Origin of the sequence: Flagellimonas ochracea, from assembly GCF_009903685.1 — a bacterium.
GTDB classification, from domain to species: Bacteria; Bacteroidota; Bacteroidia; order Flavobacteriales; family Flavobacteriaceae; genus Flagellimonas; species Flagellimonas ochracea.
In genome coordinates this window covers 918,491-943,918 of record NZ_JAAABI010000002.1, presented here as the reverse complement: position 1 = coordinate 943,918, position 25,428 = coordinate 918,491, and the positions used below count along the sequence as shown (strand labels likewise).

The 25,428-nt window shown below is 42.0% G+C and carries 24 protein-coding genes; 14 read left to right on the top strand and 10 right to left on the bottom strand.

Translation table 11 applies throughout. The features are described 5' to 3' along the window. The first annotated feature begins 1 nt into the window (after position 1). The 5 genes from GTQ34_RS09890 to GTQ34_RS09870 all read left to right on the top strand — a co-directional run bounded on the left by GTQ34_RS09890 (position 2) and on the right by GTQ34_RS09870 (position 4,157). A complete protein-coding gene (locus GTQ34_RS09890) occupies positions 2-448 on the top strand; it encodes a DoxX family membrane protein (RefSeq protein WP_166523608.1) in 447 nt (148 codons plus the stop codon). A gap of 126 nt (positions 449-574) precedes the next feature. Further along, a complete protein-coding gene (locus tag GTQ34_RS09885) occupies positions 575-1,306 on the top strand; it encodes a hypothetical protein (RefSeq protein ID WP_166523607.1) in 732 nt (243 codons plus the stop codon). Positions 1,307-1,547: 241 nt separating this feature from the next. Beyond that, positions 1,548-2,048, top strand: coding sequence for a hypothetical protein (locus GTQ34_RS09880; protein WP_166523606.1), 501 nt, complete (start codon positions 1,548-1,550; stop codon positions 2,046-2,048). A gap of 6 nt (positions 2,049-2,054) precedes the next feature. Then, positions 2,055-2,954 (top strand): ComEC/Rec2 family competence protein, encoded by a 900-nt coding sequence (locus GTQ34_RS09875; RefSeq protein ID WP_166523605.1) that lies wholly within the window; start codon positions 2,055-2,057, stop codon positions 2,952-2,954. 147 nt (positions 2,955-3,101) lie between these two features. Then, positions 3,102-4,157, top strand: a complete 1,056-nt coding sequence (locus GTQ34_RS09870; protein ID WP_166523604.1) for a hypothetical protein — start codon at positions 3,102-3,104, stop codon at positions 4,155-4,157. A gap of 39 nt (positions 4,158-4,196) precedes the next feature. Here the strand turns inward: GTQ34_RS09870 and hemL are convergent, their stop codons facing one another. The 4 genes from hemL to GTQ34_RS09850 form a co-directional block, all read right to left on the bottom strand. Further along, on the bottom strand, positions 4,197-5,474 hold the full coding sequence (gene hemL / locus GTQ34_RS09865; protein WP_166523603.1) for a glutamate-1-semialdehyde 2,1-aminomutase: 1,278 nt from the start codon (positions 5,472-5,474) through the stop codon (positions 4,197-4,199). A 273-nt stretch (positions 5,475-5,747) separates the two neighbouring features. Beyond that, on the bottom strand, positions 5,748-6,566 hold the full coding sequence (locus tag GTQ34_RS09860; RefSeq protein ID WP_166523602.1) for a glucosaminidase domain-containing protein: 819 nt from the start codon (positions 6,564-6,566) through the stop codon (positions 5,748-5,750). Next, on the bottom strand, positions 6,563-7,471 hold the full coding sequence (locus tag GTQ34_RS09855) for a 1-aminocyclopropane-1-carboxylate deaminase/D-cysteine desulfhydrase (protein ID WP_166523601.1): 909 nt from the start codon (positions 7,469-7,471) through the stop codon (positions 6,563-6,565). Before GTQ34_RS09855 ends, GTQ34_RS09860 begins: the two co-directional genes overlap by 4 nt. Before the next feature lie 9 nt (positions 7,472-7,480). Beyond that, positions 7,481-7,810, bottom strand: coding sequence for a hypothetical protein (locus tag GTQ34_RS09850; protein WP_166523600.1), 330 nt, complete (start codon positions 7,808-7,810; stop codon positions 7,481-7,483). A gap of 174 nt (positions 7,811-7,984) precedes the next feature. Between GTQ34_RS09850 and GTQ34_RS09845 the strand changes: the two genes are divergently transcribed. The 3 genes from GTQ34_RS09845 to GTQ34_RS09835 all read left to right on the top strand — a co-directional run bounded on the left by GTQ34_RS09845 (position 7,985) and on the right by GTQ34_RS09835 (position 10,643). After that, on the top strand, positions 7,985-8,146 hold the full coding sequence (locus GTQ34_RS09845; RefSeq protein WP_166523599.1) for a DUF5522 domain-containing protein: 162 nt from the start codon (positions 7,985-7,987) through the stop codon (positions 8,144-8,146). Between the two features lie 61 nt (positions 8,147-8,207). After that, positions 8,208-8,783, top strand: a complete 576-nt coding sequence (locus GTQ34_RS09840) for a DUF4136 domain-containing protein (RefSeq protein ID WP_166523598.1) — start codon at positions 8,208-8,210, stop codon at positions 8,781-8,783. A 102-nt stretch (positions 8,784-8,885) separates the two neighbouring features. Beyond that, positions 8,886-10,643 (top strand): aromatic amino acid hydroxylase, encoded by a 1,758-nt coding sequence (locus GTQ34_RS09835; protein WP_166523597.1) that lies wholly within the window; start codon positions 8,886-8,888, stop codon positions 10,641-10,643. Here GTQ34_RS09835 and GTQ34_RS09830 read toward each other — a convergent pair. From GTQ34_RS09830 to alaS, 4 genes are read right to left on the bottom strand one after another with little or no spacing between them, the layout of a single operon-like run. After that, positions 10,621-11,238: a DUF4230 domain-containing protein gene (locus GTQ34_RS09830; protein WP_166523596.1), complete on the bottom strand. Its 618-nt coding sequence runs from the start codon at positions 11,236-11,238 to the stop codon at positions 10,621-10,623. The genes GTQ34_RS09835 and GTQ34_RS09830 overlap by 23 nt on opposite strands. A gap of 2 nt (positions 11,239-11,240) precedes the next feature. Then, a complete protein-coding gene (locus GTQ34_RS09825; RefSeq protein ID WP_166523595.1) occupies positions 11,241-12,197 on the bottom strand; it encodes a GSCFA domain-containing protein in 957 nt (318 codons plus the stop codon). A gap of 15 nt (positions 12,198-12,212) precedes the next feature. Continuing rightward, positions 12,213-12,869 carry a hypothetical protein gene (locus tag GTQ34_RS09820; RefSeq protein WP_166523594.1) on the bottom strand — a complete coding sequence of 219 codons (657 nt, stop codon included), beginning with the start codon at positions 12,867-12,869 and terminating at the stop codon, positions 12,213-12,215. After that, positions 12,866-15,496: an alanine--tRNA ligase gene (alaS, locus tag GTQ34_RS09815; RefSeq protein ID WP_166523593.1), complete on the bottom strand. Its 2,631-nt coding sequence runs from the start codon at positions 15,494-15,496 to the stop codon at positions 12,866-12,868. Before alaS ends, GTQ34_RS09820 begins: the two co-directional genes overlap by 4 nt. Positions 15,497-15,600: 104 nt before the next feature. Between alaS and GTQ34_RS09810 the strand changes: the two genes are divergently transcribed. Genes GTQ34_RS09810 through GTQ34_RS09790 form a run of 5 tightly spaced genes read left to right on the top strand, consistent with a single transcriptional unit; the run spans position 15,601 to position 18,728 of the window. Continuing rightward, a complete protein-coding gene (locus GTQ34_RS09810) occupies positions 15,601-16,578 on the top strand; it encodes a M23 family metallopeptidase (protein WP_166523592.1) in 978 nt (325 codons plus the stop codon). Continuing rightward, on the top strand, positions 16,578-16,907 hold the full coding sequence (locus tag GTQ34_RS09805; protein WP_166523591.1) for a MerR family transcriptional regulator: 330 nt from the start codon (positions 16,578-16,580) through the stop codon (positions 16,905-16,907). The genes GTQ34_RS09810 and GTQ34_RS09805 overlap by 1 nt, the downstream gene beginning before the upstream one ends. Before the next feature lie 18 nt (positions 16,908-16,925). Further along, positions 16,926-17,525, top strand: coding sequence for a LemA family protein (locus GTQ34_RS09800; RefSeq protein ID WP_166523590.1), 600 nt, complete (start codon positions 16,926-16,928; stop codon positions 17,523-17,525). A gap of 2 nt (positions 17,526-17,527) precedes the next feature. Beyond that, positions 17,528-17,965 carry a TPM domain-containing protein gene (locus GTQ34_RS09795; RefSeq protein WP_166523589.1) on the top strand — a complete coding sequence of 146 codons (438 nt, stop codon included), beginning with the start codon at positions 17,528-17,530 and terminating at the stop codon, positions 17,963-17,965. Then, positions 17,946-18,728 (top strand): TPM domain-containing protein, encoded by a 783-nt coding sequence (locus tag GTQ34_RS09790; protein WP_166523588.1) that lies wholly within the window; start codon positions 17,946-17,948, stop codon positions 18,726-18,728. The genes GTQ34_RS09795 and GTQ34_RS09790 overlap by 20 nt, the downstream gene beginning before the upstream one ends. A 14-nt stretch (positions 18,729-18,742) precedes the next feature. Here the strand turns inward: GTQ34_RS09790 and GTQ34_RS09785 are convergent, their stop codons facing one another. Both GTQ34_RS09785 and GTQ34_RS09780 read right to left on the bottom strand, forming a co-directional pair. Beyond that, complete coding sequence (locus GTQ34_RS09785) at positions 18,743-19,219, bottom strand: nuclear transport factor 2 family protein (RefSeq protein ID WP_166523587.1); 477 nt, start codon at positions 19,217-19,219, stop codon at positions 18,743-18,745. A gap of 16 nt (positions 19,220-19,235) precedes the next feature. Next, positions 19,236-19,652 (bottom strand): nuclear transport factor 2 family protein, encoded by a 417-nt coding sequence (locus GTQ34_RS09780; protein ID WP_166523586.1) that lies wholly within the window; start codon positions 19,650-19,652, stop codon positions 19,236-19,238. 217 nt (positions 19,653-19,869) lie between these two features. Between GTQ34_RS09780 and GTQ34_RS09775 the strand changes: the two genes are divergently transcribed. Beyond that, positions 19,870-25,428 (top strand): alpha-2-macroglobulin family protein, encoded by a 5,559-nt coding sequence (locus GTQ34_RS09775; RefSeq protein WP_166523585.1) that lies wholly within the window; start codon positions 19,870-19,872, stop codon positions 25,426-25,428.

Below are 25,428 nucleotides of genomic sequence, written 5' to 3'. Positions count from 1 at the left end.
GATGAAAGCAATCAACATACTCTTTATCGTGTTCCGCTTGGTTTTGGGTGGCTTTATGGTCTACGGCGGCATCCAAAAGTTCCAAAAGCCCATTCCATCGCCTGTAGAAGTGGTGGAAAAGGCCGAAAAATTCACTTCGCCTGAAAAGGAAAGCACCCTCCAGAAGATTCTGTACATCAGCGGAGCGAAGCAGACCGGTTATTTTTGGCAGGTATTGGGCATTTGCGAGCTGCTATTTGGCTTGTTACTGATCTTGCAGGGCACCAGTTTTGTAGGAGCGGTGTTTTTACTGCCCATCACACTCCACATTTTCCTATTTCATTTGTTTTTGGAACGGGACGAACTGCGCGAACTGCTCCAGACGGGAGGACTGTTTCTCATCAACATTTTGTTGGTTTTGAAAGAAAAAAAGCGGTGGCAACACCTGCTATGGATCAAACCGATTTAGTTTCGGTTTTTTAGTTAGTTAGCTGAAAGACGGGGCATTAGCCCCGTTTTTTGTTCCCTACATTCAAAAAATATGGTTATCTTACGGGAGCAAACTTCCCCCCTGGTAACCACCAACTCAAGAAACATGGAAAAATACAAAACCCTCCACCTATGGATGCTTCTTCCCATGGTATTGATGCAATTTGGAATTTTTAGGGATTATTGGGGTGATTTTACGGACAACGCCTGGTCCGTGCATATCCATTACTGGACCGGAACGCTTTGGTACCTCTACCTGATTTTACAACCCTACTACGCGACGCGTGGAAAACTAGATAAGCACCGCACCAATGGCATTATTGGCATGTTTTTGGCCGGTGGGGTATGCATTACCGCTTTGAGCATGCTGCACCGGGATATTGTAAATGCCGACCGTTCCGCAGAACTGCGGGATGCCTTTGGCCCTTTTGAACCCTGGTTTTTTATGGGCGTAGCGGCTGTGGAGATTATAATGATCACCGCTTTTGGCTATGCCATCGTCATGAGTATTATAAAACGAAAAAGCCTCGAAGACCATGCCTGGTGGCTGATCAGTACGGTCTTTATCATTATGATGCCAGCTTTGGGGCGCGGTATACAGAATGTGTTTGTTCTGATACATTTAGAGGACTGGCCCAACATCGACATTATGGCTCCCATTTACCTGACCCAAGCGCTGATTATTGCACTGATCCTCTTGGCCGCCTGGAAATACCAAAAACTAAAACACCCGGCCACCTATTTGGCCGTTTTGGTGAATATCTATACTTGCTTTTTGGAACCCTTGGGCCGCTCGGAGGCTGTGGACACCTTTTTACGCTACATCATTAAAGGCTAAAATTCTTGTCCTGAGCAAAGCGAAGGATCTCACTGAAATTGTAGAAAAACCCCAGTTTTTTTAAGGTTTTTGTGTAATGGGAAAACGGCCAATTTTGGTATTTTGTTGCTCCTCCCCAACACACCTTGACCCGTACCGCTTTTTGGAATAAAAGATTACCAAATACATCGATAACATGCCCCTTTGGAGGTATATGGATGTATTTTATGCTGATATAAACAAGTTGTAGCCAATACGAGATATGAAAGAAATAATAGACAAAATATCATCTTACAACCTATTCAATTATTTATTCCCGGGAATAATTTTTGTGATTCTTCTTCGCGAAGTAACAGAATATGATTTGGTGCAGAATAATAATTTTTTGGGAGCTTTTTTGTATTACTTCATTGGATTAGTAATTAGCAGATTTGGTTCTTTAGTTATCGGAGAAATCCTTCAAAGTAAAAAATTGAAATTTATAAAGTTTGCTGATTACAAAGATTTTGTTTTTGCTAGCGACAAAGACCAGAAAATCGAACTATTCTCTGAAATCAATAATATGTACAGAACATTGATTTCTCTTTTTTGTCTCTTACTTCTATCTAAACTTTATCAAGCTATTTCTAATTGGCTGAACATATCACAGAATGTATCTTATATCCTTTTAATAATTGTTCTAATTGTATTATTTGTCTTTTCATACCGCAAACAAACAGGATTTGTAGTTAAAAGAGTGGCATCAAGAACAGAAAAAAAATAAAAATCTATGAGTATAATAAAATCCTTTTCTGTTGGTCTTGGAGATATGTACTACATAAAGCACGGCTCTGAAAATTTCACTATAATTGACTGTTGTTTAAAACCTGAAAACAGAAAGGACATCGTTAATGAAATAAAAGAAGAGAAAAAAAATAAAGACATTTCAAGATTTATTTCAACACACCCAGATGGAGACCATATTCAACAATTAGAATACCTAGATGATGAAATCGAAATTTTGAATTTTTATTGTGTTGACAATGAGGCAACAAAACCAATTGAAACCACAAGCTTTAACCGATATAAAAAATTAAGAGATTCGACAAAAGCTTTTAACATTTATAAAGGTTGCAAACGAAAATGGATGAACGATGACGGGCCTGATAAAAATGGTAAAGAATTAGGCAGTTCTGGAATAAATATATTATGGCCAGATACCTCAAATTCTGACTATAAAGCTGAACTTCAAAAAGCAAAAGATGGAACAGCATTCAACAATATATCTTGCATCATCCAATACAAACTTAAAAATAGTGTGACTGCAATTTGGATGGGAGATTTGGAAACTGATTTTATGGAAGCAATTAAAGACAAAGTCAGTTTTGGAAAAACAAATATATTATTTGCCCCACATCACGGAAGAAAAAGTGCCAAACTACCACAAGAATGGGTTGATGCAATGGATCCAGATATTATTGTTATGGGGGAAGCTCATTCGAATGACTCTGATTACGCTAGATATCCCAATCACAATAAAATAAGACAGAATTCTGCAAAAGATATAACATTTGAATGCGAAACAGGAAAAGTGCATATTTATTCATCTAACGAAAATTACAGTGTTGACTTTTTGACAAACGAATATAAAAGCACATTTGAATATTATATTGGAACTTTAAATGTGTGAAAAGTACTGGCTACAACAATGTATATAAAAAATAGGCGAAATAGCAGTAAAATAAAGGGTTTTGGCTCACATCTAACTTTGTGCTTAACTGAAAGTTCTGTGCTTCGAAACCGCCTACTTTTCATATACTAAACGTTATGTGCAATCATGAAATTTGAAACAGCATTTTTTGACAAAACATTATGGGAAACCTTCATTTCAATGGGTGAAAATGAGGGTTTAATCACTGATGATTTATATGATGCCAGACGATTTATTTCTAAAAAAATTTACTTTGACAACAAAGATAAAGTTTTACTATACCTGGTCTTATTTGATAAAATTTATGATATCGGCAGTGACGTTGATTATGATTTATCAAGATTTCATAGTGAGGGATTATTGAAATATAAAAATGATTTAGATTATATTTCACATCCTGTTAGAATTTTATGGAATCTAAGAAGTGACCCGAAAGCCAATATTGAAGAAATTTATTTATATAATTCAGCATTAGAAATATTAAGAAATAGAAAAGCACAGATTTTAAATTATATTTTCCAATTTTACTCTTTTAATGACCTTAAAATAGCGTCTAATGCATTTGACCAAATTATTAATGTATTAGAAGGAAATATAGATGTTGACAAAGAAGATTTTGCAATTGGATATTATTCTTATTTCATAGAGATAGTCGAAGATATTTTTTACATAGCTTATATTGGAATCAGCGACTCGATAAAAGGAAAATCAATTTTTGCATCATCATTAGATTCTCAATACATCTCAAAATCTTCCCATATACAAACAACAGACATTATTGACGAATTTTATTATCTAGCAGAGATTAAATTAACGGATGAAATCAAATACTTACCTAAACCTGACAATTTTGAAGAAGCCTTTTATTTTAGGAATAAAAAGGAAATCAAAGATTTTAGAAATGTTATGTCACTTTGGTTGGATTCCTTTCATCAAGGAAACATTAATATTGAAGAAAAATTGAGAAAAGATTTAAGAAAGGCAAATAATGCGCTGAAAAAATTAAAATACATAAAAGAATATAAAGAAACTAAAATTTGTTTTTGGATAGATGCAATAGGAGGTCATCTACCAATATTTTCTCATATTTTAAATGCTGTAAACACTGGAATAAAAATTTATGAACCTTTTGCAAGAAAACAAAGTAATTGGGTGAAATTGACAGCACATAACAATGTATAACCCCCCGCTCCCGCCAGAATCCTTCTGGTGGTAAAACTCCTAAAATATAGTTTTTACCGCTTCAACCGTCCTATCCAAATCCGCATAACTTAGGGCATCGTTTAGGAAATAGCTTTCAAAAGCGGAGGGGGGTAAATACACTCCGTTGTCCAGCATGCCGTGGAAGTATTTTTTAAAGGTATCGTTATTGCCCTTGGCAGAGGAGGCAAAATCCATTACGGGTTCTTCCGTAAAATGCACCGAGATCATACTGCCAAAACGGTTGATCTTATGCACTACCCCTTTTTCGGTCAATACCTCGGTAATGCCTTTGTGGAGGTATTCCGTTTTTTCGGCCAGGCTGGTAAACACTTCAGGTCGGTTGTTCAGTTCGGTGAGCATGGCCAATCCGGCACTCATCGCCAAAGGGTTTCCGCTTAGGGTCCCTGCTTGGTATACCGGCCCCTCCGGAGCCAAATGCGCCATAATTTCGGCTTTGGCGGCAAAAGCGCCCACGGGCAGTCCGCCCCCAATCACTTTGCCAAACATCACCATATCGGCATCCACGCCCAACGCTTCCTGTGCACCGCCTTTTCCCAATCGAAATCCGGTCATCACCTCGTCAAAAAGTAACAAAATGCCTTCTTCGGTACACAGCTTGCGCAAACCGTGGATAAATTCATCGGTAGGGATGATACAACCCATATTTCCAGCCACGGGTTCCAAAATTAGGGCGGCGATTTCCCCTTTGTTGGCTTCCACCAGAGTTTTTACGCTGTCCAAATCGTTATAATTGGCCAAGAGTGTGTCCTTGGCCGTGCCTTGGGTCACCCCGGGACTGTTGGGACTGCCAAAAGTGACCGCACCACTCCCCGCTTGTATCAAAAACGCATCCGCATGGCCGTGGTAGCAGCCCGCAAACTTGATGATCTTGTCCTTGCCGGTGTACCCGCGCGCGAGGCGCACGGCACTCATACAGGCCTCGGTACCGCTGTTCACAAAGCGGATCTTGTCAATATTCGGTACCATGGACACCGCCAACTTCGCCAATTCAGTCTCAATTTCGGTGGGCATTCCAAAGGAAGTGCCCTTTTTGGCCTTCTCCACCACCGCGTTGATCACGGGTTCATAGGCGTGGCCGAGAATCAGGGGTCCCCAAGAGGCGATGTAGTCGATAAGTTGGTTGCCGTCCACATCGTAGAGGTAGGCCCCTTTGGCCTCCTTTACAAAAATGGGGTCGCCCCCCACCGCCTTGAACGCCCGTACCGGCGAATTGACCCCTCCGGGGATGTATTTTTTGGCTTCAGCGAACAAGGCGCTGCTTCGTTGGTAGATCATATGGTCTTTTTGTTAACTATCTTTCGTCATGCTGAACTTGGTTCAGCATCACATAATCATCGGTCAAAAGCCTCCCGTGAGAACCTGAAACCAGTTCAGGTTGACGTAGGAACGACAAACAAGCAGCAAAAATAAACATCCTTTTAGTGGGAAAGAAGCCTTGCGTCAATTTGAGTAATTCGCGCTGGCGAATTGTATCGAGAATAAGCACTGCCGTTCCAGTTCTCGATATAGTTTGCCCCTAAAGGCGCAAACCACTCGAACTGACGTGTTTTACTTCGATTTCTCTCTTCGGATATTCAACTCCTGCCCAACGGAAATAGTGTTGCCGTTGAGATTGTTCAATTGTTTCAATTCCTCCACAGAAATGGCATACTTACGAGATAGAGCATAAAGCGTATCCCCCTTTACGACTTTGTGGGTGAAAACTTCGTACGATTTAGGTTGGCGCACCACTTCAATGCCGCCACCGCGAACCACGGCATCATCGTAACGGTCCAGCCCGTAGCGTTCGATGATGGATATCAATTTTTGAGGATAGCGCCGGTCGGTAGCATAACCTGCTTGTCGCAGACCATGCGCCCATTTTTTATAATCATCCCGTCGGTAATTGAACAAAAAAGCATATCGGGAACGTGTGGACAAGAAAATACTGTGGTCCCGAAACGAATACATGGGATGGTTATACTTACGAAAACACTCTCCCTTTTCGTCATCGTCGTGATAGTCGTATTCACCCTCCCAACCCGTATGGCATTTAATGCCAAAGTGGTTGTTGGTCTTTAGGGTAAGTTCGCCACGGCCCGAACCACTCTCCAAAATACCCTGCGCCAAGGTGATGCTGGCAGGGATGCCATAGGCTTTCATCTCTTGCTGGGAAATCTCAGCAAAGGTCTCGATGTATTCCTCGGTACTGGCAATGGGAAATTTTACAAAACGCCCCGAACTCTTGGGTATGGTTGTATTTTCTTCGGCGATGTTCTCGGTCTGGATTGTTTTGACTTCTGAGTTTCTTTGGCTAACGGTCCTTTTTTTCGAGCCGCATCCCGTCAACAGCAACGCCACTACCAGTGCATATCCTAATTGTTTCATCCTATATCCAATAACGGTACGTTCTTCTTTTTAAGCACCAAATTCATGCCTTGTATCCCTTGCAATCCTCCGGTATGAATGGCTAAAATTTGGGTTCCCTTTGGGAAAAAATCTTGCTTTACGAGTTCAAAAATACCAAAAAGCATCTTTCCGGTGTAAATGGGATCCAAGGGAATACCGGTATTTTTTCTAAAATTGTTGATAAAGTGTACCAATTCCGCTGTGATTTTGGCGTATCCACCAAAGTGATAATCGGTGATGAGTTCCCACGAGCTGCCTTGAGTTAGTTTTTGCACTTCCAGCTTTAAAAAGTCACCCTTGAGGGCGGAAAATCCCAACACCTGCTGATGGGGTTTTGCACTGTTGATGAGCCCTGCCAGGGTCCCTCCTGTACCGACACTGCAACAAATTACATCGAACAGGGCATCAGCTTCGGTCAAGATTTCTTCACAGCCTTTTACGGCCAAAGCATTGGTTCCGCCTTCAGGCAATACGTAAAAATCTCCATAGCGCTCGTTCAATTCTTGCAAAAAGTGTGGTTCCTTTTTTTGGCGATACTGACTTCTCGGGACAAATTGAAACCGCATGCCGTTGTCATGGGCCAATGATAAGGTCGGATTGTGGTTCCAAGTGTCGGTTAACTCTTCCCCACGAATGATTCCTATGGTTTTAAAACCCTCTTCCTTTCCTACACAGGCTACCGCCGCAATATGGTTCGAAAATGCCCCGCCAAAGGTGAGTAAGGTGTCATACCCTTTTTTTTCGGCTTCCTCTAAATTGTATTTGAGTTTGCGGTATTTATTCCCGGAAATAAGCGGATGAATGGTGTCCTCCCTTTTGATGTGCAAAGTCACCCCTCGGGATTGGAACAAAGGCAAATCCACATGTTGGTTCGGAATGTTCAAAATATGGGCTTAACGCGTCAAATAGTCCAAAAAACCAAAGGTTTTTCTTCGGGAAAGATACGTCATATCCTTCTCATGGGCATAGGCCTCACGTTCAAAGCTAACGTTCTGGTAAGCACGGTAACTATCTAAATAAAGGATGGTCCGCAACAGCCATTCCAGCATATACCAGAGATAAAAGGGTACAATCAGTAATTCTCGCTGTTGTTTTAGATGGATTCGTTCATGGTTGATGAGCACCCCATCCGTCTTAAGGGAATCCTCCTTAAGGATGATGAAGGGCCATAACGACAGGCCTACGTAGTTTTTGTAGAAAAAGTGTTTAAAGACTAAAATCACTCAGGCTATCCAATTTTAACTCTAATATAACTGGAATTGAATAAGAAAATTGGATACCATCGATAATACTTTCAACATTTTCGGTGAATAACCATTTGTTTCAGAAAACATAAAATACTGGGGACTCTCGGGAGAATGTTCTAAATTTAGTATCAAAATGCGGCCTAAAAAGTTATGAAAGAGCATATTCCCTTAGAGGAGGGCGATTACTACCTTTCTGAAGAGGGTTACAAGGTATTCACAGAGCAATATCTACTAAAAAGAGGCTATTGTTGTGAAAGTGGTTGCAGGCACTGCCCGTATGGATTTGACTACAAAACAAGCAGCATCCAATAAGCTTTTTTCGGCATAATATTTGTGGTTGTTCAAGAGCTTCCACAACTTCAAAAAAAGAACTATGAAAAATGTAAGATTATTTTCCCTGACCGCTTTGGCCATTGCCTTTTTGACTTCTTGTGCCTCGGTGCGCGTCATTTCCGATTACGACCAACAAGCTGATTTTAATGCGTACAAAAGCTATGCTTTTTACAAAACCGGTATTGATAAGGCACAAATCTCCGATTTGGATAAGAAACGCATTCTTAGGGCCATAGATTCGGAATTGAACAACCGTGGTTTCGTGAAATCGGAACAACCCGATGTTTTGATCAGCATCTTTACCAAAGAGCGTGAACGCGTAGATGTTTACAACAACAACTTTGGTTGGGGCTGGGGCTGGGGAGGCTTCTACAATCCATGGGTCTGGGGTCCCGGTTGGGGCTGGGGCTGGGGCAACAATGTAAGCACTCGTACCGAAGGTTCGCTCTACATTGATGTGATCGATGCCAATACGAAGGAATTGGTATGGCAAGGTCGTGGGGTTGGCACCCTGAACAACACCCGCAATATTGAAAGAAAAAAAGAGCGTATCCGTGAATTTGTTTCTCAAATTTTAAAGGAATATCCTCCGAACACCACCATCGCCTTAAACTAAGATTTCAACACCGCCCTTTGGGCGGTTTTTTTGTCTGTCATATCCTCAACAGTATGGGAAAGCCATCCTGATTTCGTATCTTTAAGCTAGAAAAACGAAAGCATGAAGTACGAGTCGAACCCTATTTTGGACAAACTGCCCAAGCACTTAAAGCAATATATAAAACCCCAAAATTACGATGACTATTCAGCCATTGACCAAGCAGTTTGGCGCTATGTGATGCGTAAAAATGTAGACTATCTAAGTCGCGTGGCCCACGAATCCTATGCGGAGGGATTGAAGAAAACTGGGATTTCCATTTACCATATTCCCAATATGTACGGCATGAACCGTATTTTGAAAGAAATAGGCTGGGCCGCAGTGGCGGTGGACGGCTTTATCCCGCCATCAGCCTTTATGGAATTTCAGGCGTACAATGTGCTTGTCATAGCTTCAGACATCAGGCAACTTGAAAATATTGAATATACCCCGGCCCCGGATATCATCCATGAGGGTGCGGGACATGCGCCCATCATTGCAAACCCAGAATATGCAGAATACTTGCGACGGTTTGGGGAAATTGGCAGTAAAGCCATATCCAGTGCCAAGGATTACGAATTGTATGATGCGGTCCGCCACCTTTCCATCATTAAAGAGGCCCATGGTACACCTCAAGAAGAAATTGAGCAAGCCGAAAAGCACATAGAACAACTCCAAAACAACATGGGCAAACCCAGTGAAATGGCCCTCATACGAAACCTGCATTGGTGGACGGTGGAATACGGGCTCATAGGCACTGTGGAAAATCCAAAAATTTATGGAGCAGGATTGCTCTCCTCCATTGGTGAAAGCACTTGGTGCATGACGGACAAAGTGAAGAAGATTCCCTATTCCATAGAGGCGGCACATACTGAGTTTGACATCACCAAGCCACAACCCCAACTTTTTGTTACCCCCGATTTTGCTTTTTTGAGTCAGGTTCTGGAAGATTTCGCCAACACCATGGCACTACGTACTGGTGGACTGTCCGGAGTACAAAAATTGATTGAATCCCAAGCCTTGGGAACCCTGGAACTCAGCACCGGTATCCAGATTTCTGGTACGTTCAAAAACGTAATAGCCCACGAAAGAAACCCAATTTACATTCAAACCGAAGGTCCCACTGCGCTGGCCTACAGGGAAAAAGAACTCGTAGGTCACGGAACCTTGTCGCATCCGGATGGTTTCGGTATGCCCATTGGCAAGTTGAAAGGCATCAATTTGGCCATCGAGGACATGGGACCAAGAGACTTGAGGGCCTATAATATTTATGAAGGGGAACGAACGTCACTGGAGTTTGAAGGTGGCCTAAATGTGGAAGGAAAAATAATTACGGGAACGAGAAACCTTATGGGGAAAATCATTTTGATCACTTTTGAGGATTGTACGGTGACCCACAATGGAAACACGTTGTTTGCACCAGAATGGGGACTCTATCACATGGCAGTGGGACAAGAGGTTGTATCTGCCTATAATGGACCTGCAGACCTGCATAGTTTTGATTTGATCACCCACCAATTGACGGAGACCACCATTAAGACCAAAAAGGGTTCGGAAACAATGCAACTGGAAGCCTATTATCAACAAATACGGGACTTCAGGGAAGGCAAAAACACCACCATTTCGCGAAACAAGGTCTTCCAAGAGCTAAAGATCAAACATCCACAGGATTGGTTGCTCTCAGTCGAACTTTATGAGCTGGCCAAAAAGGACGACAATAGGGAATATCAAAAAGAAATTTTGGAACATTTGGAATCCGTCAAACTGAACAATCCGAAAGTGGGGCACTTGATTGATGACGGCATTGCATTGGTGGACGCTAGTCTTTCAGAGGTGCAATAAATTCGGAAGGTGCATCAACAGTTTTCTGGTTGTGGACCAGTGTCCAACCTAATGAATTTGTCAATACATAAATTCGGGAAAGTTCACTGATCAATCGGTTTTCCGCATTGGATTTTAAGGAAGATACCGCTACTTTTTTCAACAAGGAGGCATTTACACTGCGCTTGATGGCATTATAATCCTCAGCACTGAAAGGATTAAGGTAATCCGCGGTGACATCGTAATATTCAAAATCGGGATTGATTTTAATCTCTGCGGGTGGGATTCTTGTGATATGCACTGTTTTTTGTGCTTCATCCATTTCATACTCCACCTGGGATAAATCGTACCCAACGGTGACCTCCGCATTCACAACCACCAAAGCCTTTTTATCCGCGGTGACCAGATCTCCAAACAGTTTCTTCGAATCCTTATAATTGTACACTTCGGAAAAATGTCCTTCGGTCACGATCAATTTGGATACTTTTTTAAGTTCCTGCTGAATGAGCATCGAATTTTCACGAAGTGTTGCCCTATCATTCCGTTCCGAGGAGCAAGATTTATAAATCAACACGGACGCCAGAGCAATCAAGGCTCCGGCCAGTACTTTTTTCATCACTAAAATTTTACGAAAGGTAACTTTTCTTGAAGATATGCAATTTTAGTCCTCAGTACTTCCTTAAATTTTTGATGTTGCTCGGATTCTGGGTTAAAAGGTCGGTGTTGCAATCCCTTTTGAATGGTATCCACCTCATCCATCAATTCATAGATTTCGGAATCAATCCAGGTTGATTTGAACTTCTCCCAAATATAATCAACGGCCAATCCATTGGGGTGCACCATATCCTTTTCATAAAATCGGTAATCCCTCAACTCATCCATCATGATCTCGTAAGCTGGGAAATACAATAGATTTCTCGACTGCACCCGAGAAGACAATACTGAATGAATAGCAGCGATAAGATGGGCTTTGCTTTGCTGATTTTCGGCAAAACCATCTTTAAGATGTCGCACTGGAGATACCGTGAAAATAAACTGTACATGAGGGTTGATTTCTTCCACATTTTTGATGCTATTTTCCAAGCTGACTTGCACGCCATCTGCTGAAAGCAATTTTTTGGAAAATTGTTTTTGCGGTACTTTATGGCAATTGGCCACGACCGAATTACCTGCAGAATGCTCATATACCCACGCCGTTCCCAAGGTAATGATGATATGGGTGGCCGTTTGAAGCCATTCCCGGGTCAACCGTAGTCCTTCGTCCAGTTTTTCAAGAAGCTGCTTTTCCGATTGGCCCCGTATATCTGAATGCGCATCAAAACAATACCAAGTCCCATCTCGTTCAAAAACTTCACTTTTTTGGTAATTGTGACTATACACCGCTCGATGAATCAATTTTTCGACAGCAAGGGGGTGAAACAAAATCCCGAAAGGATTTTGCAATGTTTGAAACTTGAAATAATCGAGTTTGCCACCTATGTTTTTCACAAAACAGGAGCCAACTAGGAAAATTTTACTGCTATATGCAATGGGATTGTCGGTCCTTTTAAGTGGAACATGGGTTTGAAGTTTCATAATGACAAGGATTTGCTATTTGCAGTTGCTGATATTCTCCAGCATATTTTTATACTGCGCTTCCAGTTGTTCTTCCAATTGGCGCAACACCCCCAAAATTCTGATTAAGTCATCAATAGATTGGTCACGAAGGGCATTGGTGGCATTTCTAATTTCACTCTTTACCAATTCTTGGGTATTGTAAAGGGCTTGAAGCTCATAAAGACAGTCATATCCAAACTCATGAAATATTCCTGTGGATTTGGAAATGTCCCAAGCAATGCTGCTCAAATCGGTGATTTCAAGATTAATGAAGGTATCCATCTCGTATTGGTAAAGGCCATTATCTGCCGGAGTGGAATCCAGTTTTTGTACAAATTCAGGAAATTCTTCAACCAGTGCTCGGATTTCATTTGAAGGCACTACCAGCCCTGAATCCTCTTTTCTTAATAGGTTGATTGCTTTATAGAAGGCAGGGATTTTCTGATTCTGGGCACTGTTTTCAACCAACTCTTCCAAATTAGCCTTGATTTCGCCCTCTATTTTGTTCAGGGCAATCTCTTTGTCCTTCTCGATAACCTTTGAAGTATTCCAGTCATTGAACCAAATGGCCAAATTAATCCCTACAAAAAGGAGAAGTATTTCTCCAACAATATATTTCCAATTGATTGTTTTCGTTTTGAAAAAACTCATTTTTCAACGGTTGTGCTTACCATTTCCTTGGCTTGGTCCAAAGCAGCCTCAATACCTGCCGGGTTCTTCCCTCCTGCGGTTGCAAAAAAGGGTTGACCGCCTCCTCCTCCTTGGATGTGTTTGCCCAATTCTCGTACAATGTTTCCGGCATGCAATCCACTGTTGGACGCCAAATCCTTGGAAATGTAACAGGATAACAATGCTTTTCCATCCTTTTCAGTAGCGAGCAGAAGGAATAAATTGGATACCTGTCCACCCATTTCATAGGCCAAATCTTTGATTCCACCAGCATCCAAATCCACCTTTTTGGCCAAAAACTGAATGCCGTTGATTTCCTTAAGTTCACCTATCAATTCATTTTTTAGGCCTTTGGCCTTATCCTTCAACAATTGCTCCACTTGTTTCTTCAGTGCGCTGTTTTCATCTTGCAAACCAACCACTGCTTTGACGGGATCTTGTGCATTGTTCAATAAATCCTTTATCTCGAACAGCATGCGATTATTCTGAAAGTAAAATTCTTTCACCGCATCCGAGGTAATTGCCTCGATTCTTCGAATTCCAGCAGCTACAGCTCCCTCAGAAACAATTTTAAAATGCCATATATCTCCCGTGTTCTTCACGTGGGTGCCTCCGCAAAGTTCAATAGATTGACCAAATCGAACTGTACGAACAGTATCGCCGTATTTCTCACCAAAAAGTGCCATGGCTCCTTGCTCCATGGCCTCTTTCATGGAAACACTTCTGTTTTCCTCCAACGGCAATTGACCATCTATCCTGGCATTGACAAAGTTTTCAACCTTGCGAAGTTCTTCCCTTGTAAGCTTGGAAAAATGGGAGAAATCGAACCGTAAATATTTAGAATGCACTGCAGAGCCTTTTTGTTCTACATGGTCTCCCAAAACCTCCCGAAGGGCTTGATGCAGCAAATGGGTGGCTGTGTGGTTACAGGCTGTCCGCCATCGTTGTTTTTCATCAACCATTGCTTTGAAGGTTCCCGAAACATCTTTGGGAAGTGAAGTGGCAAAATGGACTATTTCATTGTTCTCCTTTTTGGTGTCCACGATATACGTGACATCTCCATTGGCAGATTCCAAATAACCCTTGTCCCCCACTTGACCCCCTCCTTCAGGATAAAAAGGGGTTAGGTTGAAAACCAGTTGATACTGTTCGCCTTCTTTTTTTGTTTTTACTTTTCGGTATTTTACCAGTTTTACATGGGCCTCAAGACTATCGTAACCAATAAACTCCTGTTCAGCATCTTTCATTAAGATATTCCAGTCGCTTTTGGACACTTCCGATGCGGAGCGAGAACGATCTTTTTGGGCTTTCAAGGCTTTCTCAAAACCTTCCACATCCAATTCATATCCTTTTTCCTCAAGAATCAAGGCGGTGAGGTCTATGGGAAATCCGAAAGTATCATAGAGCTCAAAGGCCTTTTCACCTTCAATGGTGTTATTTTTGGATGATTTGATAACGGAATTCAATAAAACCAAGCCTTGTTCCAAAGTACTCAGGAAGGAACTTTCTTCTTCCTTCATAACATTCTCTATCAACTGACGCTGCTCCCGAAGTTCTGGAAACGCCTGGCCCATAGTTTCACTCAACACCTTTGCCAAACGGTATATAAATGGTTTTTTAATGTCCAAAAAGGTAAATCCGTAGCGAATGGCACGTCGGAGAATGCGACGAATCACATAACCAGCCCCTGTATTGCTGGGCAACTGTCCATCGGCAATGGAAAAAGCCACCGCCCGAATGTGATCGGCCACGACCCGAATGGCAATGTCTGTCTCCTCATCTTTGCCATATTTTTGTCCGGTAATAATCTCGATTTCCCGAATCAAGGGCTTAAAGATGTCGGTGTCATAGTTGGACTTCACGCCCTGAAGCGCCATGCATAGGCGTTCAAAACCCATTCCGGTATCTACGTGTTTTTCCGGCAGGTTCTCCAAGCTGCCATCGGCTTTGCGATTGTACTGCATGAAAACGAGATTCCAAATCTCTACCACTTCAGGATGGTCTTGGTTGACCAAAGAAGCCCCTGGGGTCTTGGTCTTTTCCTCCTTGGTTCTTAAGTCCACATGGATTTCAGAACACGGGCCACAGGGACCCTGGTCTCCCATTTCCCAAAAATTGTCATCCTTGTTTCCCATGATGATGCGGTCCGCTGGTACTATGGATTTCCAAAGGTCAAAAGCCTCTTTGTCCATTTCAAGGTTGTCCGCATCGTCACTTCCTTCAAAAACGGAAACATATAAACTCGCTTTGTCTATTTTATAGACAGCGGTGAGCAATTCCCAAGCCCACGCAATAGCTTCTTTTTTAAAATAATCCCCAAAGCTCCAATTCCCCAACATCTCGAACATCGTATGATGGTAGGTATCCTTGCCCACTTCTTCCAAATCATTGTGCTTTCCACTCACCCGTAGGCATTTTTGCGTATCAGCAACACGTTTTACCTTGGACTGCGTGTTTCCTAAGAAAAACTCCTTAAACTGGTTCATCCCGGCATTGGTGAACATAAGCGTGGGGTCATCTTTTATGACCATCGGCGCCGAAGGGACTATTTTGTGCTCTTTCCCTTTAAAAAAGTCTAAAAATTGGGCTCTGATTTCTTGGGATGTCATCGGAACTGCTAGGGTTTTATTAAAATTAACACTTTAAGCAAAACAATTTTTATATTTGTTTGTTTTGATTAGAAGAGTGAGCAAAAATAGGATAAAATCCCTTCATGTCTAAAGTTAAGTACTATTACGACCCGGATACGCTTTCCTATAGGAAAATAGAACCCAAAAAATCCAAAAAGTACAGGAATCTGTTCCTGTTTCTTTCTGGTTCTGCCCTATTTGGATTCTTGGGCCTTATTATACTTTTGAATACAAGCTGGTTGAACACCCCAAGAGAACTATCGTTGGAACGAGAGGTTCAGAACTATGAACTTCAATTTGAGATCATAGACAAAAAGATGGAGCAAATGGAGCAGGTCTTGGCCAACATTGAGGATCGCGACAACAACATCTATCGCTTGTATTTTGAGGCCAATCCCATCCCTGAAGAACAACGAAGGGCCGGCTTCGGTGGTGTTAACCGTTATAAGTCCCTGGACGGTTTCAACAATTCCGAAATAATCATCAACGCCACACAGCGTTTGGACATCATTCAAAAACAAATGGTAATCCAATCCAAATCGTTGGATGAAATTGCCAAATTGGCTGAGGAAAAAGAAAAATTATTGGCATCCATTCCTGCCATTCAACCTGTCCGAAATGAGGATCTAACACGAATGGCATCCGGTTATGGATGGCGCTCCGACCCCTTTACCAAAGCAAGAAAAATGCATTGGGGGATGGACTTTACCGCTCCTCGGGGCGTCCCCATCTACGCTACCGGTGATGGAAAGGTTAAGCGGGCAGACAATCGATCTTCCGGATATGGCAAGCACATCCGAATTGACCATGGCTATGGCTATATGACATTATATGCGCATTTGAGCAAATACAACGTAAGCGTTGGCCAAAAAGTGAAAAGAGGAGATCTAATTGGCTTTGTCGGTAACACGGGCCGATCTGAAGCGCCCCATTTGCATTATGAAGTCTTTAAGGATGAGGAACGCATCAATCCCATTAACTTTTACTATGGAAGTTTGACGGCAGAAGAGTTTGAAAATATGCTCAAGTTTGCCAACCAAGAGAACCAATCCCTCGATTAATGCATATAGATCTTCCCGAAAAACGATATTATGGCATTGGTGAAGTAGCCAAGGCTTTTGGTGTGAATACTTCCCTTATTCGATTTTGGGAAAAGGAATTCGATGTGCTCCAGCCAAAAAAAAATGCCAAAGGCAATCGTAAGTTTACTCCTGAGGATATTAAAAATCTGCAGCTGATTTACCATTTGGTGAAAGAACGAGGGTTTACTTTGGATGGGGCAAAAACGCACTTGAGTGAACAGAAGCAAAAAACACTTTCAAAGTTTGAGGTGATTCGAAAACTTCAAAAGGTGAAGGCCGAACTCCTCAAAATCAAAGACGAACTATAAACACTAAAAAACCAGAAAATGAAAAAAGGCATTCTTGCAGTAATTGTGCTTGTTGTATTGGCTGTTATACTTGGAGGCTGGTATGTAAGCACCAATAACACCCTTGTTGACATGAAAGGGCAAGCCACCAAACAATGGGCCAATGTTGAGAGTTCGTATCAACGTAGGAGTGACCTTATCGGAAACTTGGTGAAAACAGTTCAAGGGGCAGCCGATTTTGAACGTGAGACACTAACCGATGTTATTGAAGCTCGAGCTAAAGCAACCTCAACCACCATTGATGCCAACAACATCACAGCGGAACAACTGGCAGAATTTCAGCAAGCCCAAACCGGCCTGTCGTCTGCATTATCCAGACTTTTGGTTACCGTAGAGCGGTATCCGGAACTAAAGGCCAATCAAAACTTTTTGGAACTGCAATCGCAATTGGAGGGAACAGAAAACCGTATTAATGTGGAACGGAACCGTTTCAATGACCTCGCTGGGGATTACAATATTAAAATTAATCAAATTCCGACCAATATCATTGCGAGTATTGCAAACTTTGACGCCATTGCCCTTTTCAGTTCCAAGCCAGGCGCCGAAGATGCGCCAGAGGTAAACTTTGATTTTGAATAGCCATGTCACACGTAGAGGAATTTCTAACGCAGGAGGAAGAGCAGGAAATTATTGAGGCCATCATAAGGTCAGAAAAGAATACATCTGGTGAAATCCGTGTGCACATTGAGGCCACTGCCAAAATAGACCATTTCAGTAGGGCTCAGCAGCTCTTTCATTTTTTAAAAATGGACAATACAAAAGATGCCAATGGGGTATTGATCTATGTAGCCGTTGATGACAAAAAGTTTGTTTTGTATGGCGATTCGGGTATCGACCGAGTCGTGCCTAGAGGTTTCTGGAACGCCACAAAAGATGTTATAGCCTCCCATTTTAAGCAGGGAAACTTCAAACAAGGTATTATTGAAGGTGTTTTAAGAGCAGGCAAAGAACTGGAGGACCATTTCCCATGGGACCACAACGATACCAACGAATTGAGTGATGCCATATCCAAAGGTTAGTTTTCTTGTAACTTTTCTTTTTGTTTCAATAGCTTGGGGGCAATTTTCCATACCTGAAAAACCCCAAAAACAGACCAGCGTTTATGATTATATAGATTTGTTGTCCACTGCACAGCGTAGTGCTTTGGAGCAAAAATTGATTCGCTATTCGGACAGTACCTCAACGCAAATTGTTCTAGCCATTATTAGTTCCACCGAAGGAGAAAACATAAATTTCCTTGGGGCACAATGGGGTCAAAAATGGGGCATCGGGCAAGAAGATAAAGACAATGGAGTTTTGGTTTTATTGGCCAAAGATGACCGAAGAATTGCCATAAACACCGGATATGGAGTTGAGGGAGCGCTTACCGATATCATGTCCAAGCGTATAATTGAGTCTGTGATTATTCCGGAATTCAAGAAGGGAGATTATTACCAGGGACTTAACCAAGGTGCCGATGCTATATTTCAAGTCCTGACGGGTGAATTCAAAGAAGAGCGAACCTTCGGTAAGGATTCACAGTTTCCCAAGAAAGTCTTTTTCCTTATACTCATCTTTATCATAATGATGATCATTCTATCTCGAAAAAATAGAAATAACCGGGGTGGAAAAGGAGGAAGACGCAGAGGACCCGATATCTGGGACATGATTATCCTCAGCAATATGGGTCGAAGCTCAGGCTCTTCTGGTGGTTTTGGAAGTGGCAGCTTTGGTGGCGGTGGTTTTAGTGGTGGATTCGGTGGCGGCGGCTTTGGTGGCGGTGGCGCCTCAGGGGGATGGTAATGTCTCCCAATCAATCATTCCACTGGTGAACTATGCGTTGCTATTGCCCTAACTTCTCCATTGGTTTTCCTATAAACATCGGTAAATCGTAAACGTAATTTTGTGGTATCTTGTTTGGAGCTTCCCAAAATCACCATGGTTTCCAAACCCCTTACCACAGCAATATCATCGAAGAGTCGTACATCCAAATTTTGATATTTTATTTCATCAAATGAATAATCAGCGGATTCAAATTCGGTTATAGTTGTACTTTTGTTAGAGGTCGACCCATCTATACTCCCGGAATAGATCCAAGTATCATCGAGAAGAGTCTTCAACCGTTCTGAATCTCCTTCAAGATAGGCATCTGTCCAATTGTGCAATAATTCCAATGCCTCTTCTTTGGTAATCGTATTGTCGATGGTTGCAGTTTCTTCTTGTTTCGTTGTATTTTGACAAGAAGTAAGGAAAATGCCTATGCATACTATTGCTGCTACATATTTCAGGGTCATTATATAAGGTTTTAGGTTAATCAACTTTTCTATAAAATATTTTGCTCACTATTTTCCACTCTCCATCAACCTTAAGTAAGTTCATAAAGTCGATGAAGGTAAAATCAGGATATTCGATTTCCAATCGAGCGTTTGCGGCATTTCCTGCGATGGAGATATTCGATATTCGGGTGGTTCTATTTTGTTTAGGGCCAGGTTTCATGCCTTTTTCAAAAAATTCCAGCGCATTGATCTCTGTGTATCCATCATTTCCAATAAACTTCATGATTGCGGTTTCGTGAAAGGCCTTCTTCAGGGTTTGAAAATCGTTTTTGGTACCTCCATTCAGATAGTAGTTAACTGTTTTAACCACTTCATCATAATCAGAATCTTGAGCTTGGGTATATGTTGTCAATCCAATAACCAATAGTAGTGTTGCCAGAAGTTTGTTCATGATTAGGTTGTTTAATTGATTAATGGATGGAAGTTATAGTTTTTCTTATTCCACTATTCGATGGTGAGTGCTAAATATTTCCTAATGTTTCATCCTTCTTGCAAATATCATTCGTAAATCTAAACACCCCATCCATAAACTTTGGATTCCCTCCTATCTAATTTTAACTATCTTGGTTATGGTTAAAAAATTCTTATAATCAATATCCTTTTTCAGCATGGCATGTTCTTTCAAAACCCTTGTTCTTTCTGTTCTTATTTTGGTTGTTTCCTGCAAAAAGAAAATAGATTCCAGCGAAACTGACAATCTCTTTAAATTTAAAGACTACATCAGCTATCATACCCACGGGAATCAAAGCATTTCTTCACCGATAATAATTGCCTTGGCCCAACAGTTGGATCAATTTGAACTGACCCAGGAAATACCCGAAAACTACCTTAAAATCTCTCCCAAAATTAAAGGAAAGCTAATCTTGGAAAATGGGAGAGAGCTCATTTTTCAACCTTCGGAATATTTAAGGCCAGATACAGAGTACACCGTAACACTGGCCCTGAAAAAGCTTTTTGAGGACATTGAACCGGGTTTCAAAAAATATACGTTCAGCTTCAGGACCATTGCGCCTGATTTCAAAATCAACTTGGGAAACCTTCAATCTTATAGCAAGGATTGGCAATATTTGTCGGGCACCTTGGACGCTTCAGATATCTTGGATGCCTCCAAAATAAAAGGTGTTCTTTCCGTAACGCAGGGCGATAACAGCATCGCTGTAAAATGGGATGACCTGTCGGCAGATGGTCAATATTTTAGCTTTAAGATTGACAGTATTGCCCGTAAAACAGACGATAGTAAATTGATCATTCGATGGAATGGAAAACAACTAGGTATTGAAAATGAGGGCTCAGAGCAGTATCCCATCCCGGGCAAAAACAAATTTGTAATTGTGGATGCCCATACTTCCTCCGCACCCAATGCTGTCTTGACGCTGAATTTTTCGGAACCCTTACAACAAAATCAAAACCTGAATGGGTTGGTAACTGTGGAAAATGCCGAAAGTTTAAGGTACGAGATTGATGGAAATGTGTTAAAGGTGTATCCGTCCAATCGAATTTTGGGAGAAGTGCGCATCCAAGCTTATGAAGGCATAAAAAGCGACTATGGATTTACCCTTAAAAACACATTCTCGGAACTGGTCTCCTTTGAACAACTAAAGCCCAATGTCCGTCTTATTTCCAAAGGAACCATTCTGCCCAATGCCGCATCCACACCCATCTATTTTGAGACCGTCAACCTTTCAGCTGTAGAAGTGAGGGTGATACAAGTTTTTGAGGACAACATATTGCAATACCTACAAAATAACAACCTTACCCCGGCTTATAATCCAGATTTCAGGCCTGTGGGAAGAAGGGTAGCCTATAAAGTGATTCCATTGACGGAAAACGGAGATGAAAACAACAGTTATTGGAAAGCACATGCTCTGGACTTTTCTGAATTAATCAAGATTGACCCGGGATCTTTGTACCGTATTGAATTTAGTTTTAAAAAGGAGCATACCACCTATGTGTGTGAAGATTCCAAAGAAAATGAACAGGTCCCCGACGAATTTGCTACTCAGGATTCGGAACAGGAAACTTTGGAAGAAAGGTATTGGGACAATGAAATCTATTATTGGAGAAATTATGACTACAATTGGCAGGAAAGGGACAACCCATGCCACCAGGCTTACTACAACTATGACCGGGTAGCGGCAACCAACCTTTTAGGAAGTGATTTAGGCCTTATTGTCAAAAAAGGAAATAATCGTTCCTATCATTTTGCTGCCACCAACCTGTTGACCACCAAGCCTGAAGCCAATGCAATAATTAAACTTTACAACTTTCAACAGCAATTGTTGGCGGAAGTTACTACCGATGCTTCTGGGTTTGCCGTATACGATGGAGAGAAGAACATTGCCTTTGCCGTAGCAGAGAAAAACAGCAATTATGCCTATGCCAAACTGATGGATGGCAATGCGCTTTCCCTGAGCAAGTTTGATGTTTCGGGCGAAGAACTGCAACGAGGATTACAAGGATTCATCTATACTGAAAGAGGAGTACACCGCCCCGGAGATGTCATTCACCTAACTTTTGTCTTGGACGATAAAGGAAATCCGTTGCCCAAGAACCATCCCGTAGCACTGGAAGTTACCGATGCTCGAGGTAAATTGGTACAGCACAACGTGCTTGCCCAAAATGCCGCCCACATATCGGATGGTCTGTATGCCAAAAAAGAGGAAAAATTCTATTATTTCCCCATACCTACCAAAGCCAATGCTCCAACGGGTACTTGGAATGCCAAAATTGTTGTGGGGGGCGCCCAATTCAACAAAAATTTGAAAGTGGCCACTGTAAAACCGAATAGGCTAAAAATAGATTTTCAATTTGAAGACGAAGTCCTAAACGCCAACACCAACAACAAGGGAAAAGCCATAGTGCAATGGTTGCACGGTGCTCCAGCCCGAAATCTCAAAATCGATATCAATGCACAATTACAACCAACCAATCAACCATTTCCAAAACTGAGGGACTATATTTTTCAAGATCCCGTGCGCACGTTCAATGAAACAGAACTGCAATGGTTATCCTCCAAATTGGATGCCAACGGTATTCTCGAGATCAACAAAACAATAAATGTCAGTGGAAAGGCTCCGGGTATGCTTCAGGCTACCTTCACCACCAAGGTTTTTGAAGGTGGAGGGGATTTTTCCATTGATGTATTCTCAAAAAAAGTCGCCCCCTTTTCCCATTTTGTGGGACTTCGGTCACCCAAAGCAAGACAATACGGCTCATTTTTGACCGACGAAAGCACCACTTTTGATGTTGCCTCTGTCAATGCTCAAGGAAATCCTTCAGGCCATCGAAAACTAAAAGTACAGGTATTCAAAATTGAGTGGCGCTGGTGGTGGAACCGAGGGCGCGATAACCTTTCACGCTATGAAAATGCCATGGTACACCGCCCATTCAAAGAGCTGAATTTAACAACGGGAAGCAATGGCAAGGCAAATTTCTCCCTCAATATTCCCGATGAGGAAAGTGGCCGTTTTTTGATTCGGGTAATCGACGAAGCCTCAGGCCATGCCACCGGTCGCACAGCTTATTTTTACCGCAACTGGTGGAGAAGACCAGTCTCTGCTGACACAGAAAGTTCCAAAATCTTGATTTTTTCCGCAGATAAAGAAAAATACGCATTGGGTGAAGAAGCAACAATAACCTTTCCTTCAGACCGAGGAGGACGTGCCTTAATCAGTATAGAAAATGGCACCGAAGTACTTGCCCAGCAATGGATAGAAACATCGGCAAAAGAAACCAAAGCATCGATACCCATTTCCACAGAAATGGCCCCCAATGCCTATATAAATATTTCCTTGTTGCAACCTCATGGACAGGTTTCAAACGACATGCCCATTAGGCTCTATGGTGTAGTGCCTCTTTTGGTGGAAAATCCAGCCACTATTTTGGAGCCCCAGCTTACAATGCCCGATGTTCTGGAGCCCGAAAAATCGTTTAAGGTTACCGTATCTGAAGCTAGTAAAAAAGCTATGACCTACTCCTTGGCGGTGGTGGATGAAGGGTTATTGGACTTAACAAGATTTCAAACACCAAACATTCACGGCTCGTTTTATGCAAGGCAGGCCTTAGGTGTAAAAACCTTCGATATTTTTGATGATGTTATGGGGGCCTACTCCATAAGCGTGGATAATATATATGCCATAGGTGGAGGTGGTATTGGTGAAGGTGCCAAAAACAGAAAAGCACAGCGTTTTAAACCCGTGGTAACCTATTTGGGGCCGTTTACACTAAACGCGGGTGAAAAGGCCTCGCATAACATAGACATGCCCAACTATGTAGGGGCTGTAAGAACCATGGTCGTTGCCGGAAACCAAAACAGTGCCTACGGCAATGCCGAAAAGACCACCCCGGTACGTAAACCGCTCATGGTGCTCACGTCCATCCCGAGAAAATTGTCCCCAGGCGAAAAAGTGACCATTCCCGTTACTGTTTTTGCCATGGAACCCAAAGTAAAAAACGTAAAGGTTTCCATTGATGCCGGAAAAGCGTTGGAGCCACTTGATGGCACTTCCAAAAACATCAAGTTCAATGCGGTCGGTGAACAGATAGTAAACTTTGAATTTAAGGTTAATCCCTCTTCATCATACCAAACCATTAAGGTGAGTGCTTCCGGAGCTGGTGAACGTGCCAGCAGCGAAACAGAAATCGATGTGGAAAATCCAAATCCCATAACTACAAAAAGTCAACTGTATACCATTGAGGCCAATGGTTCATATACCGTCCCATTTGAAACCTTTGGAACTTCGGGAACCAACGAAGCCTTTATTGAATTTTCCACTTTGCCTCCTATGGATTTTTCAAAACGGATGGACTATCTATTGCGCTATCCCCATGGTTGTGTGGAACAGACAACTTCGGCAGCCTTTCCACAATTGTTTTTGGCTGATGTATTGGACATCACCTTTGAAAAGAAAAAAGAAATTGAGAAAAACATAAAAGCGGCCATCCGAAGATTAGGGGATTTTCAGACCCCAAATGGTGGTTTGACCTATTGGCCCGGATATGGTGCAGCTGATGATTGGAGTACCTCATATGCCGGTCACTTCATGATAGAGGCCAAACAAAAAGGATATCAATTGCCTTTGACCTTCTTGAGCAACTGGTTAAAATATCAAAAAAATGTCGCCCGCCAGTGGAGCAATCAGAGTACAAGCTACAACGATGACCTTTCCCAAGCCTATCGTTTGTACACCCTGGCTTTGGCACAACAACCCGAATTGGCTTCCATGAACCGTTTGCGAGAAACCAAAAATTTGAGCAATGAGGCCAAGTGGCGATTGGCTGCGGCCTACGCCTTGACCGGTAAAAAAGAAGTTGCCCAAGAAATCGCCCAAAAGGCCAATATCGATTTTGTTCCAAACAATTACGATTACAGAACCTATGGTTCCGTTTTCCGAAACCAGGCCATGGCTTTGGAGACTTTGGTCATTTTAGGTAATCCACAGCAGCGTGATTTGGCAGTTTCGTTAGCAAAAAATCTATCCTCACAACGTTGGTACAGTACCCAAGAAACGGCCTATGCGTTGCTCTCTTTGGCAAAAATGGTGATGAAAAACGGAGGTAAGTCCATCGACCTTACATTTACCAACAACGGTAAAGAAATAGCCGTTAAAACCGACAGAGCCATTGCACAAAGAGGAATTGCAATCACTTCATTCAAAGAGGAAATTCTAATTTCCAACAAGCAGGGAAATACCATTTACGCCACTTTGACCCAAACGGGGAAATTACCATTAGGTCAAGAACTGGAACAACGCCAAAACCTAAACCTATCGGTCACCTATTTGGATGCCATTGGAAATTCCATTACTGTGAATGAATTGAGACAAGGAACAGAGCTTCAAGCACAGATTACCGTCTTCAATAGTTCTAATGATGCAATAGAGAATTTAGCTTTGACCCATATTGTCCCCAGTGGTTGGGAAATTGTGGATACTTCTTACACCAACGGAAGCAATTCAAATAATGCCACGGCGGACTACATAGACACAAGAGATGACCGAACCCATTTGTATTTTGATTTAGGTGCCCGAAAGTCCAAAACCTTTACCATTACATTGAATGCCTCTTTCTTGGGGGATTATTATTTGCCTGGAGCCCAGGTGGAAGCTATGTACAACAATAACTATCAGGCCCGTAATAGGGGAAAATGGATCAAAGTGGTTCAATGA